This window comes from Vreelandella neptunia, assembly GCF_034479615.1.
Lineage (GTDB): Bacteria > Pseudomonadota > Gammaproteobacteria > Pseudomonadales > Halomonadaceae > Vreelandella > Vreelandella neptunia.
Window position 1 is genome coordinate 1,871,945 of sequence record NZ_CP140255.1, and the last position, 13,596, is coordinate 1,885,540.

The 13,596-nt window shown below is 55.5% G+C and carries 27 protein-coding genes; 15 read left to right on the plus strand and 12 right to left on the minus strand.

Going from position 1 to position 13,596, the window contains the following annotated elements; all coding sequences use genetic code 11:
- Nucleotides 1-25 precede the first annotated feature (25 nt).
- The 11 genes from SR894_RS08580 to SR894_RS08630 all read right to left on the minus strand — a co-directional run bounded on the left by SR894_RS08580 (nucleotide 26) and on the right by SR894_RS08630 (nucleotide 6,051).
- The gene (locus SR894_RS08580; RefSeq protein WP_223288839.1) at nucleotides 26-385 is read right to left on the minus strand and encodes a hypothetical protein; all 360 of its coding nucleotides are present in this window, start codon (nucleotides 383-385) and stop codon (nucleotides 26-28) included.
- On the minus strand, nucleotides 382-1,437 hold the full coding sequence (locus tag SR894_RS08585; protein WP_223288838.1) for a hypothetical protein: 1,056 nt from the start codon (nucleotides 1,435-1,437) through the stop codon (nucleotides 382-384). The genes SR894_RS08580 and SR894_RS08585 overlap by 4 nt, the downstream gene beginning before the upstream one ends.
- A 10-nt stretch (nucleotides 1,438-1,447) precedes the next feature.
- On the minus strand, nucleotides 1,448-1,774 hold the full coding sequence (locus tag SR894_RS08590) for a hypothetical protein (RefSeq protein WP_223288837.1): 327 nt from the start codon (nucleotides 1,772-1,774) through the stop codon (nucleotides 1,448-1,450).
- Entirely contained in the window at nucleotides 1,771-2,076 is a 306-nt protein-coding gene (locus SR894_RS08595; RefSeq protein WP_223288836.1) for a hypothetical protein, read from the minus strand. Before SR894_RS08595 ends, SR894_RS08590 begins: the two co-directional genes overlap by 4 nt.
- On the minus strand, nucleotides 2,073-2,408 hold the full coding sequence (locus tag SR894_RS08600) for a hypothetical protein (RefSeq protein WP_223288835.1): 336 nt from the start codon (nucleotides 2,406-2,408) through the stop codon (nucleotides 2,073-2,075). Before SR894_RS08600 ends, SR894_RS08595 begins: the two co-directional genes overlap by 4 nt.
- Nucleotides 2,405-2,806, minus strand: a complete 402-nt coding sequence (locus SR894_RS08605) for a helix-turn-helix transcriptional regulator (protein WP_223288834.1) — start codon at nucleotides 2,804-2,806, stop codon at nucleotides 2,405-2,407. Before SR894_RS08605 ends, SR894_RS08600 begins: the two co-directional genes overlap by 4 nt.
- 220 nt (nucleotides 2,807-3,026) lie before the next feature.
- Nucleotides 3,027-3,350 carry a CCDC90 family protein gene (locus SR894_RS08610; protein ID WP_223288833.1) on the minus strand — a complete coding sequence of 108 codons (324 nt, stop codon included), beginning with the start codon at nucleotides 3,348-3,350 and terminating at the stop codon, nucleotides 3,027-3,029.
- Complete coding sequence (locus SR894_RS08615; RefSeq protein ID WP_223288832.1) at nucleotides 3,340-3,639, minus strand: hypothetical protein; 300 nt, start codon at nucleotides 3,637-3,639, stop codon at nucleotides 3,340-3,342. Before SR894_RS08615 ends, SR894_RS08610 begins: the two co-directional genes overlap by 11 nt.
- 30 nt (nucleotides 3,640-3,669) lie before the next feature.
- Complete coding sequence (locus tag SR894_RS08620) at nucleotides 3,670-4,548, minus strand: hypothetical protein (RefSeq protein ID WP_223288831.1); 879 nt, start codon at nucleotides 4,546-4,548, stop codon at nucleotides 3,670-3,672.
- Nucleotides 4,545-5,423: a hypothetical protein gene (locus SR894_RS08625; RefSeq protein WP_223288830.1), complete on the minus strand. Its 879-nt coding sequence runs from the start codon at nucleotides 5,421-5,423 to the stop codon at nucleotides 4,545-4,547. The genes SR894_RS08620 and SR894_RS08625 overlap by 4 nt, the downstream gene beginning before the upstream one ends.
- The gene (locus SR894_RS08630) at nucleotides 5,356-6,051 is read right to left on the minus strand and encodes a helix-turn-helix domain-containing protein (protein ID WP_223288829.1); all 696 of its coding nucleotides are present in this window, start codon (nucleotides 6,049-6,051) and stop codon (nucleotides 5,356-5,358) included. Before SR894_RS08630 ends, SR894_RS08625 begins: the two co-directional genes overlap by 68 nt.
- Nucleotides 6,052-6,299: 248 nt before the next feature.
- Here SR894_RS08630 and SR894_RS08635 point away from each other — a divergent pair, with 248 nt between their 5' ends.
- Nucleotides 6,300-6,593 (plus strand): hypothetical protein, encoded by a 294-nt coding sequence (locus SR894_RS08635; protein WP_223288828.1) that lies wholly within the window; start codon nucleotides 6,300-6,302, stop codon nucleotides 6,591-6,593.
- Here SR894_RS08635 and SR894_RS08640 read toward each other — a convergent pair.
- The gene (locus SR894_RS08640) at nucleotides 6,590-6,835 is read right to left on the minus strand and encodes a hypothetical protein (RefSeq protein ID WP_223288827.1); all 246 of its coding nucleotides are present in this window, start codon (nucleotides 6,833-6,835) and stop codon (nucleotides 6,590-6,592) included. The two genes, SR894_RS08635 and SR894_RS08640, sit on opposite strands and share 4 nt — an antisense overlap.
- 83 nt (nucleotides 6,836-6,918) lie before the next feature.
- Here SR894_RS08640 and SR894_RS08645 point away from each other — a divergent pair, with 83 nt between their 5' ends.
- The 14 genes from SR894_RS08645 (at nucleotide 6,919) to SR894_RS08710 (ending at nucleotide 13,512) form a co-directional block, all read left to right on the plus strand.
- A complete protein-coding gene (locus SR894_RS08645; RefSeq protein WP_223288826.1) occupies nucleotides 6,919-7,926 on the plus strand; it encodes a helix-turn-helix domain-containing protein in 1,008 nt (335 codons plus the stop codon).
- Entirely contained in the window at nucleotides 7,917-8,654 is a 738-nt protein-coding gene (locus SR894_RS08650) for a hypothetical protein (RefSeq protein WP_223288825.1), read from the plus strand. The genes SR894_RS08645 and SR894_RS08650 overlap by 10 nt, the downstream gene beginning before the upstream one ends.
- 2 nt (nucleotides 8,655-8,656) lie before the next feature.
- Nucleotides 8,657-8,977, plus strand: a complete 321-nt coding sequence (locus tag SR894_RS08655; protein WP_223288824.1) for a MarR family winged helix-turn-helix transcriptional regulator — start codon at nucleotides 8,657-8,659, stop codon at nucleotides 8,975-8,977.
- Nucleotides 8,974-9,384, plus strand: coding sequence for an HNH endonuclease (locus SR894_RS08660; protein WP_223288823.1), 411 nt, complete (start codon nucleotides 8,974-8,976; stop codon nucleotides 9,382-9,384). Before SR894_RS08655 ends, SR894_RS08660 begins: the two co-directional genes overlap by 4 nt.
- Nucleotides 9,384-9,665, plus strand: a complete 282-nt coding sequence (locus SR894_RS08665; protein WP_223288822.1) for a hypothetical protein — start codon at nucleotides 9,384-9,386, stop codon at nucleotides 9,663-9,665. Before SR894_RS08660 ends, SR894_RS08665 begins: the two co-directional genes overlap by 1 nt.
- Complete coding sequence (locus tag SR894_RS08670; protein ID WP_223288821.1) at nucleotides 9,652-10,254, plus strand: hypothetical protein; 603 nt, start codon at nucleotides 9,652-9,654, stop codon at nucleotides 10,252-10,254. The genes SR894_RS08665 and SR894_RS08670 overlap by 14 nt, the downstream gene beginning before the upstream one ends.
- Nucleotides 10,251-10,406: a hypothetical protein gene (locus SR894_RS08675; protein WP_223288820.1), complete on the plus strand. Its 156-nt coding sequence runs from the start codon at nucleotides 10,251-10,253 to the stop codon at nucleotides 10,404-10,406. The genes SR894_RS08670 and SR894_RS08675 overlap by 4 nt, the downstream gene beginning before the upstream one ends.
- A 165-nt stretch (nucleotides 10,407-10,571) precedes the next feature.
- Complete coding sequence (locus SR894_RS08680) at nucleotides 10,572-10,955, plus strand: hypothetical protein (protein ID WP_246638253.1); 384 nt, start codon at nucleotides 10,572-10,574, stop codon at nucleotides 10,953-10,955.
- Nucleotides 10,948-11,400: a hypothetical protein gene (locus SR894_RS08685; RefSeq protein WP_223288819.1), complete on the plus strand. Its 453-nt coding sequence runs from the start codon at nucleotides 10,948-10,950 to the stop codon at nucleotides 11,398-11,400. The genes SR894_RS08680 and SR894_RS08685 overlap by 8 nt, the downstream gene beginning before the upstream one ends.
- Complete coding sequence (locus SR894_RS08690) at nucleotides 11,397-11,564, plus strand: hypothetical protein (protein ID WP_223288818.1); 168 nt, start codon at nucleotides 11,397-11,399, stop codon at nucleotides 11,562-11,564. Before SR894_RS08685 ends, SR894_RS08690 begins: the two co-directional genes overlap by 4 nt.
- Nucleotides 11,561-11,920, plus strand: a complete 360-nt coding sequence (locus SR894_RS08695) for a hypothetical protein (protein WP_223288817.1) — start codon at nucleotides 11,561-11,563, stop codon at nucleotides 11,918-11,920. The genes SR894_RS08690 and SR894_RS08695 overlap by 4 nt, the downstream gene beginning before the upstream one ends.
- The gene (locus SR894_RS08700; RefSeq protein ID WP_223288816.1) at nucleotides 11,913-12,347 is read left to right on the plus strand and encodes a hypothetical protein; all 435 of its coding nucleotides are present in this window, start codon (nucleotides 11,913-11,915) and stop codon (nucleotides 12,345-12,347) included. The genes SR894_RS08695 and SR894_RS08700 overlap by 8 nt, the downstream gene beginning before the upstream one ends.
- Nucleotides 12,344-12,853, plus strand: coding sequence for a VRR-NUC domain-containing protein (locus SR894_RS08705; protein WP_223288815.1), 510 nt, complete (start codon nucleotides 12,344-12,346; stop codon nucleotides 12,851-12,853). Before SR894_RS08700 ends, SR894_RS08705 begins: the two co-directional genes overlap by 4 nt.
- Nucleotides 12,853-13,512: a hypothetical protein gene (locus tag SR894_RS08710; RefSeq protein ID WP_223288814.1), complete on the plus strand. Its 660-nt coding sequence runs from the start codon at nucleotides 12,853-12,855 to the stop codon at nucleotides 13,510-13,512. The genes SR894_RS08705 and SR894_RS08710 overlap by 1 nt, the downstream gene beginning before the upstream one ends.
- Nucleotides 13,513-13,596 lie beyond the last annotated feature (84 nt).

Below are 13,596 nucleotides of genomic sequence, written 5' to 3' on the forward strand. Positions count from 1 at the left end.
TGCGTCTTGGTCGATCATGTGCGGCTCAGTGAACGGTGTTGATGTATGGCGCTTCGTGGCAATCGTTAGCGTTTAGCCAGTCAAAGCGAGTGTCGGGTCTGCCATTGGCCTTGATGAAGTCGCCCGCCTCGATCAGGAAGTCATGGCGGCTGGAGTAGGCGCACAGCTTTTTGAGGCTTTTCATAACGGTCACAAAGTACATGGCGTGGACTTCTCGATCTGATAGGGTCTTCAGCTTGCTTCCAGTGCCGTCGCACTCCAGGCAATCACGTTCGCAACAGGGGCATTCGCCTGTGCCGTCGCATTCGGCGCATTCAAGCTCCTGCTCTTTGATGTCTTCACCAAGCGCGGCTGAGTATTCAGGTAGAGAGATCGTAGTGATCATGCTGCCTCCTCAAGCGGTACCGCCTTGGTGAGTTCGTCTTCAATCAGATAGCTACCCAGCTCGGCGCGGGTGTATTTGCCTGCGTCGTTGGCGCTGTTGCGATAGCCACAGAAATTGGGCGCATACCACGCGGAGTGGCCTTTGTGCCAAATCAGGTAAAGGGGTTCGTTTTCGGGGAACAGGACTTCTTTCAGCACTTGGGCGCGCTTGAAGTCCATTGCCTTGATAGCCTTGGCTAGTTCGCTTTCTAGGCGTTGGCGGCGCTGGCGTTCATTGCGCTTGACGCGAAGGCAGCCTGGGTTGTGCAGGTAGATCTTGGAGGCTTGGTTGCAAGTAACGCCGTACTTGCCAGTGACTACATACCAGCTCTGATTGAGGCTGTAGAACGCGGTGCCGGTAATGATGCGGCCATTGCTATCGAGCGTGTAAACGCGGCAGCCATGAGTGATGGTTTCGCCCTCTGCTGAACGGGCATTGCATTCCGTGCCGATGCGAGCGTGACCTAGCTCTTCGACATAGTGGCCACTGGAACGCATTTCGCGGTCTACCCACTCAAGAGCAGTGAGCCCACCAGGGCCAGGGCGCCGGGTATTGGGGCTGTTGTCTTTAAATCCGTACCCAGCAAACACATTGCACAGGTAATTGCGGATGCGGATGCGGGTGCGCTGCATTTCCAGATGAATCAGGAAGGGCATGCGCTGTTCTTTATCGAATTCGTAACGCCCTTTACCGTCTTCGCGGGTAATGTTGGCTACGTCCTGCCACATTTCGAATTCGATATGGCGACCAGATAGCCCTAAATGCCCTTTCAAATCGCCTTTATGGCAACTGCGGCGGTCATGAGCGATAGGCCGGTAATGCTCTGCCTCATCCCACTCAGCGACTGTCCAGCCCAAGCGGTTAAGCTGCTGGATAACGCGCTTAAACACCTGCTTACGGAAAACCTTTTCCCACTCATCCCACTGGGCATTGCTGGTGCGCTTCGGCTCTTCCCAAATGTGTAGGTCTGCATCGCCAAAGGTCACGGTTCCTGAACGGTTAATCTGTGCCATCGTCATCACCTCAAAACTGAACAAACTGGTTGAAAGGCACGGTCTCGGGCATGGCCAGCCGTGCGGGGGAAACGTCAGTGGGTAGCGCTGGCCCTGCTGGGCGCATACCTGGGCATTGCTCGGGTACGTTGATGCTGTCGTCCCAGTCGCGGTGGCCCACGCGCTGCTCAAGCGGTACGCCGCGCGCCTTCTCTGCCTCGAATACCGCTACGCCTTCGCAGTAGGCAAGCACATCACGCTCTTGGTCTTCGGCTTCGCCCTCGGCTAGCATTCCCATGGCGGCGACGACCGCGAGCAGGGCTATTGCCAATTTGGTGTTGGTGCGTTGAGTGCTCATGCGGCTAGCTCCTGTGTTGGGCCATCGGTTTCCAGCGGGTGGCGCTGTAGGTTGATGCGCTGTTCTACGTGAGCGCCCCACAGCACATCGCGCAGTGCGTTACGGGCGGCTAGTTCAGTGGGTAGCGGGGCGCTCATACGCACGATGATTTTTGTGCCTTCCTTGCCGATGAAAGCGGGCAGATAGCCGCCGCCGAGTACGGGCTCGGCATAAATCACGGTGCCGTGCAGGGTGTAGCCGTCTTGCATGGCGAACAGCCGCCAGTGATTGATGACGAACTTGAGGCTAATGACGTGGTTCATTGGGCACCGCCTTGCTTTTTGGCATCGTTAACGACTTCCATCACGGCCTTAATGTCGCCTGCGCTGATCGTTCCCCCTGTTTTCTCAGCACCAGCGACGCATCGGGCTAGGCTTTTCATTACGGTCTTTAGCCAAACGGTGTCGTCGTTGGTGAGGCTTTGGGCGTGCTCGAATTCCAGTGTGTCGCGGGACTTGTCGAGCATGGCGGCGTAGTGATCGAGCGCTACCGGCTCGATTAGGGTGCCTTTGGTGCGGGCCGCTTCGGCTTCTTCTCGCAAAGTGCGAGCCATGCCTTTGATGCGCAGCAGCGCTTGTTGGGTGTCAAAGCTCATGCGAACAGGCTCCCATCCAAACGCTGATTGATCCGCGCGGTGACGCTGCTATGGGTGCGAGTACGTGTTGGCTGACGATGGCGCATGGCGTCCATGTCGGGGTTGATGCCGCTGATAAGCAGGGCGACGAGTAGCGGGGCGATCCAGCCGCGTTTCATCCCTTCAGCAACGGCAGCGGCAGCGCGATAAGCGCCTAAATGGCTGTATAGGGCTTCGGCAACGGTGCGCACAGAGGCGGGTGATACACCGCGTAGCTTGGCGATTTCTTTTTGAGTGAGGCCTGCCGCTAGGCCTGCTGCTACTTGTGCCTGAACAAGCGTCGGTAAGCCGCTTTTACGTGCGCCGTACTGGCAGCGCCAGCCTGCGAACGTAACGTGTTGTGTGGTTGGTGATTGCATTGATTGATCCCCGGCCTGATTCGTTATGAATTAAATATGAACCAATGGTTGTTTTAAGTCAACAACCATTAGTTGGTATTTGTTGTGTGCGTAAACAAATCCGTTTCTATGGGCGGTTAGATCAGGTTCAGGCTCAGGGGGGGTAAAGGTGCGCGTGGCTGAGGCTTAGGCACAAAAAAACCGCCTCGATGGGCGGTTTGTGCAGAGCAGCGTTAGTGTTTTATAAAGCAGCGGGTAGGAAACGCATGATAGCGAAGACAAGCGCTCCAGCGGCGATAACGGTACCTACTCCCCACTGAATCATACTGACTTTGGTCTCGGCCAGGTCAGCTTTGGTGGCAAGGGTATCTAGTTTCGTGTTGATAGCGTCGAACTTTGCATCAATGGTATCAAAGCGACCTTCCAATCGGGCGAGCGTAACCTTAATCTCGCCTACGTCGCGTTCTAGATGCTCAACACGTGGTGTTAGGTGATCGTTCATAGGGGGTTCGCCTCCAGAGCCGTTGCCGCCCTTGCCTGGAAGGTAGCTCACTTTATTCGACACTGTGAGACTCCTCTTCGATCCAGGCTAAAATCCACTTTTTAGAAAAAGTACGCAGATTTCCACAGTTTTGGCAAACAAAAGCAGCAACTTGAACAACGGAGTCAGGTGAAGCTGTAGAGTGAGATAACTTCATGTCCATTATGTGAAGAGGTTCATCTGGGCCATGAGACAAAATCATAATGTCATTTTCACCACAAGATGGGCAAATTCTAGTAATATTTTTTGCTTCTATGTAGTTATCTAAATCCTGACCCTTGAGCTCTCGTGCTCTTGGCGCTGTTTCTTCCATAAATACCTTCTCTAATGTAAGCCTGATTTGCTAAGCCGCACCGCGCTCACGCCACCATTTAATGGTCTGCTCAGCCAGGCCTGCTGTTGAGTCATCACGAAGCACCACCACTCCGGATCGCTCAAAGCGTTCAAGTTTACGGTAGGCCGTTCTTTCAACATGCTCTCGCTCTTTCGCTGAGAGGCCACTCTTGTCGTTGGGGATTAACACCGACATCGCGGCCTGTCGCTGACTGTTGCTGGCCACAAGCGAAAGATCGGCGCCTGCTTGGAGTATATTGTTTTCAACCACCATGGGGCTTTTGTACCACGCTGATACCACCGATCCTACGGCATTGGTAGACAGCAGTGGCACCTCTACGTCAATGGTGCGGCCATTGTTGAGGGGTAATCGCAAGGGCTGATCCTGAATTACGCGACTGGCGTTAAACCCCAACTGCTCTTTCATTAATTCAAGCACGCTGCTACACACTTTGCTTGAAGAGCGATAACGAAATTGAGAGGGCGCTTGGTTCTTGCGTGGCCTTGCGAGCGTGACCACATCTTCGAAAAAGGCATCCACGATGCTTTCAGCGTCTTCACCCTGGGCGAAAAGGGAGGGGCCAAGCCGAATAGTGTCGCTGAGTCTATCGGGTAAATCGCCCTTAGTTGCGATTAGACTGTCTTCAATGTCCATCAGCAGGTGCTGTAAATGGGCCTGATTGATCCGTGTGTCGTACAAGCACTTAAGGCGCTCAAACGTGTCGAGCATGCGCACTTCTACGCTGGCGCCATCAGCAAACACCACGCCTACATTCAAGAACTCACAGGCCGTGTCATCCAGGCACAAGCTTATGGGCCGCCAGTTGCCGGAGACGGGAAGCGGTGACTCAGCGGTGAGTGTTTTTTTAAGTCGAGCTGCCAACGTCATGCTATTAGGCCTATTGCCTTGCGATAATGTGCCGGGTCTAGGCGCTGCTCAAGGAAGTCGAGTACGCAGTCTATTTCGTCGCCCGGTAGGGAGAGGTCAGACAGTGCCTTGCTGACATCGCCTTGTCCAGTATCGCTGAATGAAATGTTGAACCCATTATAGGCTAAAGCGCGCTCACTCATATTTGGCAATTTTTGATTCCAGCCAGGCTCGCCTAATTCCGCCCAACTGGCCATCTGATTGCCTGCCTGTCGATGAACGAGAAAACGTAACGCTTGGGATTGCCATCCGCGTGAGGTGAACAGTCTGCCGTGGTCGATAAGTGCCACTGAAACGCTGCTGGCGCTGAGTACATTGCCGGGATTACGGTCGGTGTTAAGTGTCCATTCATCAAAAGAGACCAGCTTCGGGAGGTCTTTGCGTTTCAGCAGGTCTTTGGCAATACGGGACTTGATACGCTCTTCGAGATCTTCACTGGCGATGCCTGTCGTGTGCTGAACCACCAGGTCTGGGAAGCACATATCTTCACTAAACCAGGCAATAAATTCTGATTGCGGTGGCCCTGCGGTTTCTTCATCCGCTTGTTTAAGCACTTCAAGGGGAATTTGCTTACGGGTAAGCAGTATTACTCCCGCCGTATTAGCAACTTTGAATCCACAGGCCCGCGCCAGCGCGTAACCAATTGCCTCGCTGTACGCCTCTTGGTTGGTGACTACCGCATTATTTTCTTTTACATGGTCGGGCAGCAGCTTGATAAAGCAGCGGCGGCTTTCACCTTCTACGTGAATGCGAGCTTTGAATATCGGGTTAATCCCTGGGCGTGTCGGGCTTGGTAGCTGGCCCTGGAGCGCCGTTCCCTTGAGTAGATGAATCATTGTTCCCCAGCTTTGCCTTGAGCCGCTCGTGTCCGTGGTTTTGGCGTTCGTTTGTGTAATTAGCGGGGCGAGCGGCAATACGTGTGGCGATCTGCTCCAGCAGTATCAGATCGTCTTCTGTTAATCGGCCATCTTGTGCGGCCTCTGCGATATTGTTCAGCATGCGGAGTGAACGCGGAGAGGCGAGTTGCGCTAAATCCTGTGCACGCTCTTCGACTCGATAAGCTTCCTTTGAAGCCATTCCTGGGCGCATTGGTTCACGCCCATATTCAAGCCATTCCTCTCTGACATTAAGCCAGTGGCAAATCTTTTGAAGATTTTCAGGAGTTGGCATGCTCTCGCCTTTCAGCCACTTCCCAGCTGCATTTGCAGATTTTCCAGTTAATTCATGCAGGCGCACGGCTGCACCCCGAACCGGCTGACCCGATTCAGTCATTGCTTTTCTTAACCTATCTGCAAAAGCAGACCGCAACTTTTCATTAGTAACCATTGGTTCATTATGCGCTTTCCTTGCGCCAACTTTCAGTTGTGTTCTAATATTAACCATTGGTTCGTTTTCGGAGAGTGCAATGAGTAATGTTGGATTAGCTGTAAAGCAGCTAGGCGGCCCTTCTGCTGTAGCAATCATTTGTAATGTCACACCTCAGGCTGTCCGTAAGTGGGTCAACCGTGGCCGCCTCCCTCGCACCGAATACACAGGTGAGACCAAGCATGCTCAACGAATTGCTGGCGCTAGCGGCGGGGCATTCACCGCTGAATGGCTGCTGGAGCACGCGGCGCCATCTGCAGCTGATGTTCAGGATAACGCTAACGAACCTTCGGTTGCGTCCACGTGAACGCGGTGAATGGATATACAGGTGTTTGTGAGGTGAGGGTATGAGCAAGCTACTACGTCGCTTGTTGTTTGTGATTCGTGCTAGCCGTACAGGACGTGGTGATGAGCTGGATCGCGTTATGGTCGCGATGGAAGAGGGGGCGCGGTTTAAGGGAGCCAAGGGCTACATGCTGCTGGCGCTAGCAAAGGATAAGCGCTGGGTAGAAATGAACATGCGCATGGATGGTAACGCCGCTCTATCAGACGCTGCGCTAGGAAAGGCATGGGCGCTGCGAATGAAAGACGCTATCAAGGCTGCGCGAAAGCAGAAGATAGCGCCTGAGGAGTTGCGCTAATGGTCTTTAATGTCTTTAAAGTTGCTGATTTTGCGGAGAATAGGCTGCAAATCCTGCCAAATTTCTTCGCTGAAATCGCTATCAACAATATATTCAAGTGCTGTAATTGCTTCTGCGCGAGATTCGTTCATCCAGCTTTGATCCACTCCAAGGTGGCGTTCGATCATATCCAGGCGCCCCAGTATCTCCATTTGCGAGAACAATACGCTTTTCAACATTTTCTGTGTGTCGTTTTCAGCCACGTCGTTTTCCTTCTATGGGTGGGTGGTGTCGCAACTACCACTTTAGCGGGTGACGGTGTGGCTTTCTATTTCGGGGGTGCGTCATGACAGACGAACGCGCTTTCCGTGGTGTCTGGATCCCCGCCGAGATATGGCTTAATCGCGAGCTGTCACTGCAAGAGAAAGTGATGCTGATTGAGATTGATAGCCTGCAGCACCCGCAGAAGGGCTGTTTCAAATCTAACAAGAAGTTGGCCGAGTTCTTCGGCCTGTCGCCTAACCGTGTTTCTGAGGTAATCAGCTCGCTCAAGAAAAAGGGCTGGGTGCGCGTCGATCAGATCCGTGAAGGCAAGCAAATTGTTGAGCGCCGCATCTTCATGAAGCGCCCGTTGGATACCGCGCCTAAGGGTACTCGGAAAACCGAAGAGGGGTATTCGGAAAACAAGGAGAACCCTATTCGAGATCCCGAAGAGGGGTATTCGGAAAACAGGGAGAACCCTACTCGAAATGTCGAAGAGGGGTATTCGGAAAACCGTGAAGAGAGGGGTTCAGGTTTAGGGGTTCATTCTGAGGGTACCAGGGTTAGTACTGTTGCACCGGGGGCAAGCCCCGATGCATCGGAGGGTGATTACCTGGGCGCTGACGAACCACAACCGGAAACCGCAAGCGCTCAAGAATCGGGTGCTGATCTGCTGGCGCGTATCCCTGCCGATATGCCGGGTACCCGTGACCCGAAAGCCAAGACGTTCAAACCCTGGGCGAACTACGCCTGTGCTTACCGTGCCCGTTACGGCACCTGGCCGGTCTGGAATCAAAAGGCTGGCGCGAACATGAGCCAGCTGGTCGACCGTGTGGGGGCTGAGCGTGCCCCCGCCGTGGCCGCGTACTACCTAAAACTCAACAGCCAGTTCTACACCTCACGCCTGCACCCCGTGGGCCTGCTCCTGCAGGACTGCGAATCCATCGCCACCCAACTCGCCACTGGCCAGCAGGTCACCCAGGCCAAAGCCCGCCAAGTGGACAGCACCCAAACCAACGCGAGCAACGCGGAGGAGGCTAAGCGCTGGCTAGCCGAACGCCGCCAACAGCAGGAGGCCGCATCATGCCGTTAACCCCTGAACAAATGGATCAGGTCGTTGATCTGGTTTACGCCACCGCGGAAGTGCTGGGGCAGGAGATCCGCCACAAGGCAGCCGGGCTGATTGCCGAAGACCTGAGCGCTTACCCCTTTGCCGAGATTGCCCGAGCGCTGGCCCGCTGCCGTGCCGAGCTACACGGCAAGCTGACCTTGGCGGCGATTATCGAGCGCTTACCCAGTGCGAACGCTCATTTGAGCGGTAACGAGGCGTGGGCGCTGGCGCTGAAAAGCACCGACGAGCAGGAGACGGTTGTCTGGACGCCGGAGATTGCCCGCGCCTTTGCCGCTGCCCAGCCGGTGTTGAGTGGCGACCGTCCGGACAAGATCGGTGCCCGCATGGCGTTCCTGGCTGCGTATGAGCGTGAACTCTCCGAAGCGAAAGCCGAAGCCCGCCAGCCTGAGTGGCAGGTGTCGCTAGGCCATGACCCGCAGCGCCGCGAGATCGTGCTGAACGATGCCGTGAGTGCCGGCAAGCTTCCCGCGCCTAAGGTGGCCCACCTGTTGCCACCGCCCGATAAGCCGGTGACCGAAGAAGGCAAGCGCCAGCGTAAGCAGGTGGTGAGCAAGCTGCGCGAGATCATTAACCAGCCCGGTGACCAGAAAGCCCAAGAGCGCCGCGAAGCCCGCGAGCGTGAAGAGGCCCGCCGCCGTGAATTACTCGAACAAGCTGGCGTGCCGCTGGCTGCGATGGGAGGACGTTAATCATGAATACCGCATTCCAGCCAAGTGGCAATGAAGTAAAACGGGCTGCATTCAGCGATCACCGGCGTTCAGGCAAGCTCAGCGCCTCGCGTGGGCTGGTAACTGCCTCGCTGGTGAGCAAGGGCCCCATGACCCGCAACCAACTGGCCGATGCGACCGGCCTACCGCTGGCCAGCATTTGCGGCCGCTGCCGTGAGCTGCTGGATATGGATTACATCGAGGTGTCGGGCATGAGCGCCGATTCTCCAGCGCGCCAGGTGTTGGGGCTGACTGAAAGCGGCAAGGCGTTGGCGATGGAAGCCGCTAAGGGGGTGGCGTCGTGAAGCGATTAACAGAAGCTGAGCGCGCTGTGCTCTTCGGCATGTTCGACGGCTGCTGCGCTTACTGCGGCGAAGAGTTAGGCCAGCGCTGGCATGCCGATCATGTCAAGGCTGTGCTTCGGCGTCATGAGTTATACCGGGATGGATCACCTGGATATAAGACGCGCCTGGTGGGTGCAGATAAGCCCGAAAATCACGCTATTGATAATTTTATGCCCGCTTGCGCGCCCTGCAATCTCTCCAAAGCGACATACACCCTAGAGCAATGGCGCGAGGTGCTGGCTGGTTACGTTGGTGCACTACATCGAAATGCACCCACGTACCGCATGGCTAAGAAGCATGGATTGATCGTGGAGACCGATATTCGCGTGGAATTCCATTTTGAAAAACTTGCTAGGGAGGCTGCGTGATGTCGCTTAACCCTATTGATCATCAAAACATCGTGCTGCGTTTGCTGGGTATGTCGTCATCCAATCCCCAGCACCTAACCACGCTGGCGCATGCCTACAAGCTCCCGGTATCGCTACATGAGATCCGCGTTGCTTGTGATGCCTTGGTTGAGCAGGAGTTTGTCGAGCGTGCCCAAGGCTTTGCCTATCGGCTGACGGCGTTTGGCACGGTTGAGCTTCCCGCAGTGCCGCTGCTGGAGAGTTATTACACCGCTGGAGGTTCTAACCATGCCGCTGATTAAAGTAGAGCGCCAGGTGCTTGAGGTTATCTGCGAAGAGCACCGGCAGACGCATCGCGGCGCCAAGGTGATGATTGTTTATGTAGGCATGAATGCCAAGACCGTTGAACAAAAGGCCCGCATTGCTGAAGTGCTGCATGCGCTTGAAAAAAGCGGGCTGCTGGTGGCCCGTGAAGGCGCATGGCTGCCCACACTGAGTGGCAGCGCGTTGCTGTCTCCGGCAGCGGCGGAGCCCACGCAGGATAAAGCCCCAGCTGGCTGTGATAAGTGCGGCGTAGCGCTTTGCGCTTGGGATGCCAAGCAATACGGGGAGATCTGCAACAGCTGCTTTAAAGACCTTGAGGAGTCGCCAATAGCTGTTGAGACAACCGCCAAGCCTGCGCCGCCATCACTTCTTCCTGTTGATGCCGCGCACATGTTGTCCAGCGAGCTTGCACCAGACGATCTCATCAACCGCTGTGCGGCCATGAACGCCACCCTAATGGCGCAGGCAAAGCAAGCTCACTATGCAGGCGATCCAGAGGCGTGGCGGGATCTTAGATGGCTCATGGAAACCGCGCAGCAGTTGGTGAAGTTAGGGGGTGGTTCATGACCCGCCAAGCCTACACCCAGCCCAAATGCCCGCAGTGCCACTACCGCAAGGCCGCCAGCGAGTTTCGCGACCCCGCGACTGGCGAAGCATTACCAGCCTGTAAGCACTGCATGCGTATTGCACAGCGGGGAGGTCAGCGATGGACGGCGTAACGTGGTTTTTATTCGGCGTGCTGGTCGGCGTGTTTATCACCATCGCTTGTGCTGCTGGCGCTTTTTGTAAGAGCAAGCCAGGTGGCCATGCTCCGCCTTTCCGGACTCCGCCGCCACCTTTTGTAGAGAGGGCCACTGGTATCAGCGAGCAGGGAGAACATGATTATGACCAATAGCTTGCCAAAAGGCGGTTCGGCTTTACCAAAAAGCACTAAAAGCTTACCAGAATGCCCGCAAGGCTTACCAAAAGGGGGCCAGCAAGCTCGACGCGCCGCGATGCTTTGCCAGAATCCACGCTTTTGGCTCTATCTCGATCACCGCTGGCGCACACGCAATGCGCTGGAGCGCAGGGAGTTTCCGGACGGCACGTTTAAAGCCGCTGGCGCTACCCGCTGGCTGCGCAAGGCGTGCGGCATTCAAAGCCGCGCCGAGCTAGACCATAACGACGCTGCCCGGGCGATGCTGGATCGCATCATGGCCGATTACAGCAAGTGGGAGCGTCAGCAAAGAATGATGGATCGCGTGTGCCTGGGGGTGGGGAGTGAGTGATAAGCCGGTAGTTCCTCAAGATTATTTAAGCGGCATGAAAGTGGTGGATATTGGCGATCTGCGCATAGCGCGTGGCAAGACCCGCCGCCCTGCGTCCGCTTGCAAACACCGAAAGGTCGTATTTGACGATCAGGAGCGGCGCATATGGTGCCAGGACTGCGAGCAGGAGGTGGAGCCCTACGATGCATTTAAGGTGATTGCAGAGTTTCACTATGCCGCCACTGCAAGACTTCGCCGCCGCGAAGAGGAGCTTAAAGAAGCTTCGGTGTTCCAGGCTCGTAGCCGTGCTGTAAAGGCGTTAGATGAGGTGTGGCGCAGCCGAAACAGCACGCCCTTGTGCCCCTGCTGTGACAAAGCCTTGCTGCCAGAGGATTTTGCTGACGGCGTTAAGTCTCGAATGGATCGAAATCTAGCGCGAAAGATGCGCCAGCGGGGTGGAGAGTGAGAAATTCAACGGCTCTTATTTTGGCTGGCGCTGGACATGTCGCTGCATCAATCGTGATGCAGTTTCTTGGCATAGAAGGTGCTGACCTGAAAAGCACAACAGGCGTGCTGCTGGTAGGTATGGGCTTAATTTGCATGGAAATTCAAGAGGCGGGCAGAAAATGACTAAACCATTCCTTTATTCAGTTCTGTTAGTGATAGGCGTCGTTGTTCCTACCTGGCTGGCCCCCATCGCTCAAGGTGGGTTGGCTAACCTGGCGCTATTTACCGCATGGGCTATCGGCTTGATGATCCTGGCGCTGGCGCTGATCGGTATCTTTCTGGATTCGCCGCACGAGACACCCCCCAAACTACCCAAGATATTGCGGTGGGTCTTCTTCATAAGCTGGTGGAGTGCTGTCGCTTGGGCGGCTTACCACGGCATGTATGGCTTGGCAGCGTTGCACACCCTGAACTCCTTGCTTATGAGCCTCAATAAGTCGCGCAAGGTTCGGCAGCATAAAGGGGGCTCTAATGTTTGAATTATCACGCCGTAGGTTTCTGCAGCTGCTTGGCGCCGCTTTCGCGTCAGGCGTCAGTGTTCCAGCGCTATCAATGGGGCGGGAACCATACGTTCAGGTGGGGGATTGCGTTGATTACATCGGCCCGAGTGGTAAAGGTTCGCGTTCATTCATCGGCGGCAAGGCTGTACGTGCTGTTCACCCCTGGGATGGCACTGGCTTCCCGGTAGATCTACAAAACGGCTTTTTCGGCAGACATGGCGCGTTAGAGCGCTTCTACGATTTTGAGCTATGCAATTTCAGCAAGGAGGTGCCGCCCAGGTTTTGGCATAGCGAAGAAAACAGCCGCCTATATAACAACGTTCACACTTATGTCAGAACCAAGCGCTTTGGCGAATTAATTGAAGAGGCCGTGAAAGCCTTGAATTTATATGGTGTCCGATCATGAGCCTACGACTCCAATCAGCCCGCCGACCACGCAAGCTGAAAGCTGACGGTACACCCCGCGCACGCCCGGTCGATTGGGAAGGCCAAGAGCAGGCAGTGCTAATCCGCTGGCTGTTGGGCGAGAAAATGCGCGGGGAGCCGGTAGGGCAGTTGTACGACGCTATCTACCACGTTCCCAATGGTGGCCAGCGCAGCAAAAGCACCGGTGCAGCGATGAAGCGCCAGGGTGTTAAATCGGGCGTGAGTGACTTGGTGGTGATGGATGCCCGGGGCGGCTGGTTTGGGCTGTACATGGAATTCAAGGCGTCACCGCCTCACACCGCGCCCCTAGCTGATAGTCAGCATGATTGGCTGGCGCTGGCATATGAACGTGGCTATTGCGCTGTCTTGGCTGTGGGGCTTGAGGAGGCTAAGCGTGTGCTTCGGCGATATGTGGAGTTGATGCCTACGTATCGACACCATGATGAGCGACCCGCTGTAGGCGGCACAGAGTGGAGAAAGGGCTAATGGGCATGGCATTGTTGAAAGAGGCTGAATCTATGGCGCGTGACTACCAGCGTATGAGTATTCGAGATCTGCGAGAGCTGGCGCGTAGCAGTCACCCAGAGCATGATCCGGAAGCGGCACGCGTGTTTGTAGACCGGATTCTAGACATTGAGGCGGGGCGTCTTACTTGGCACTGGCACGAGAACCCTGGCTTTCAGCCGTTCAGCTCAGTAGCTACGCTTGGTCAGCAGCCTGGGGGCGGTACCGCTTCTGCCGATCCGCTGGCGATTGCTTATGAACGCGGCATTCCTATTCGTGAAACTCAAGAATACTCTAAGCAGTGGCTTGAGGCGGCTCGCTTGCGCCCACGCGCTCGGCTGGCGGTGTTGATTCGTGCCGCTAAGCTCTACCCAATGGCAGCGCAGCAACAGGCGCTATGGGCCAAGAGTTATGATTTCATTGCCCAGCACTTGCCGATCTACTCGCGCATGCTGCAAATGGGGTCGCTTTCGACCATGACTGAGATCAAGCAGGTTGAGGTGGTGCGGGTCACTGAGAAAGATACGTACCGTCGTTCGCGCAATGAGCATAAGAGCGTACCGATATTTAAGAACGGGCAGGCCGTGAAGGATGCAGCTAAGCATGCAAGGGTGGAGCTTCTATTGTTGGCACAGCTTTAAAACACCACATGTTGTATTAACTCCACGACTGTTCTACTATGTTTCTAGGCTGGCGCTCAATGACGCTAGCCGCCACACACCATA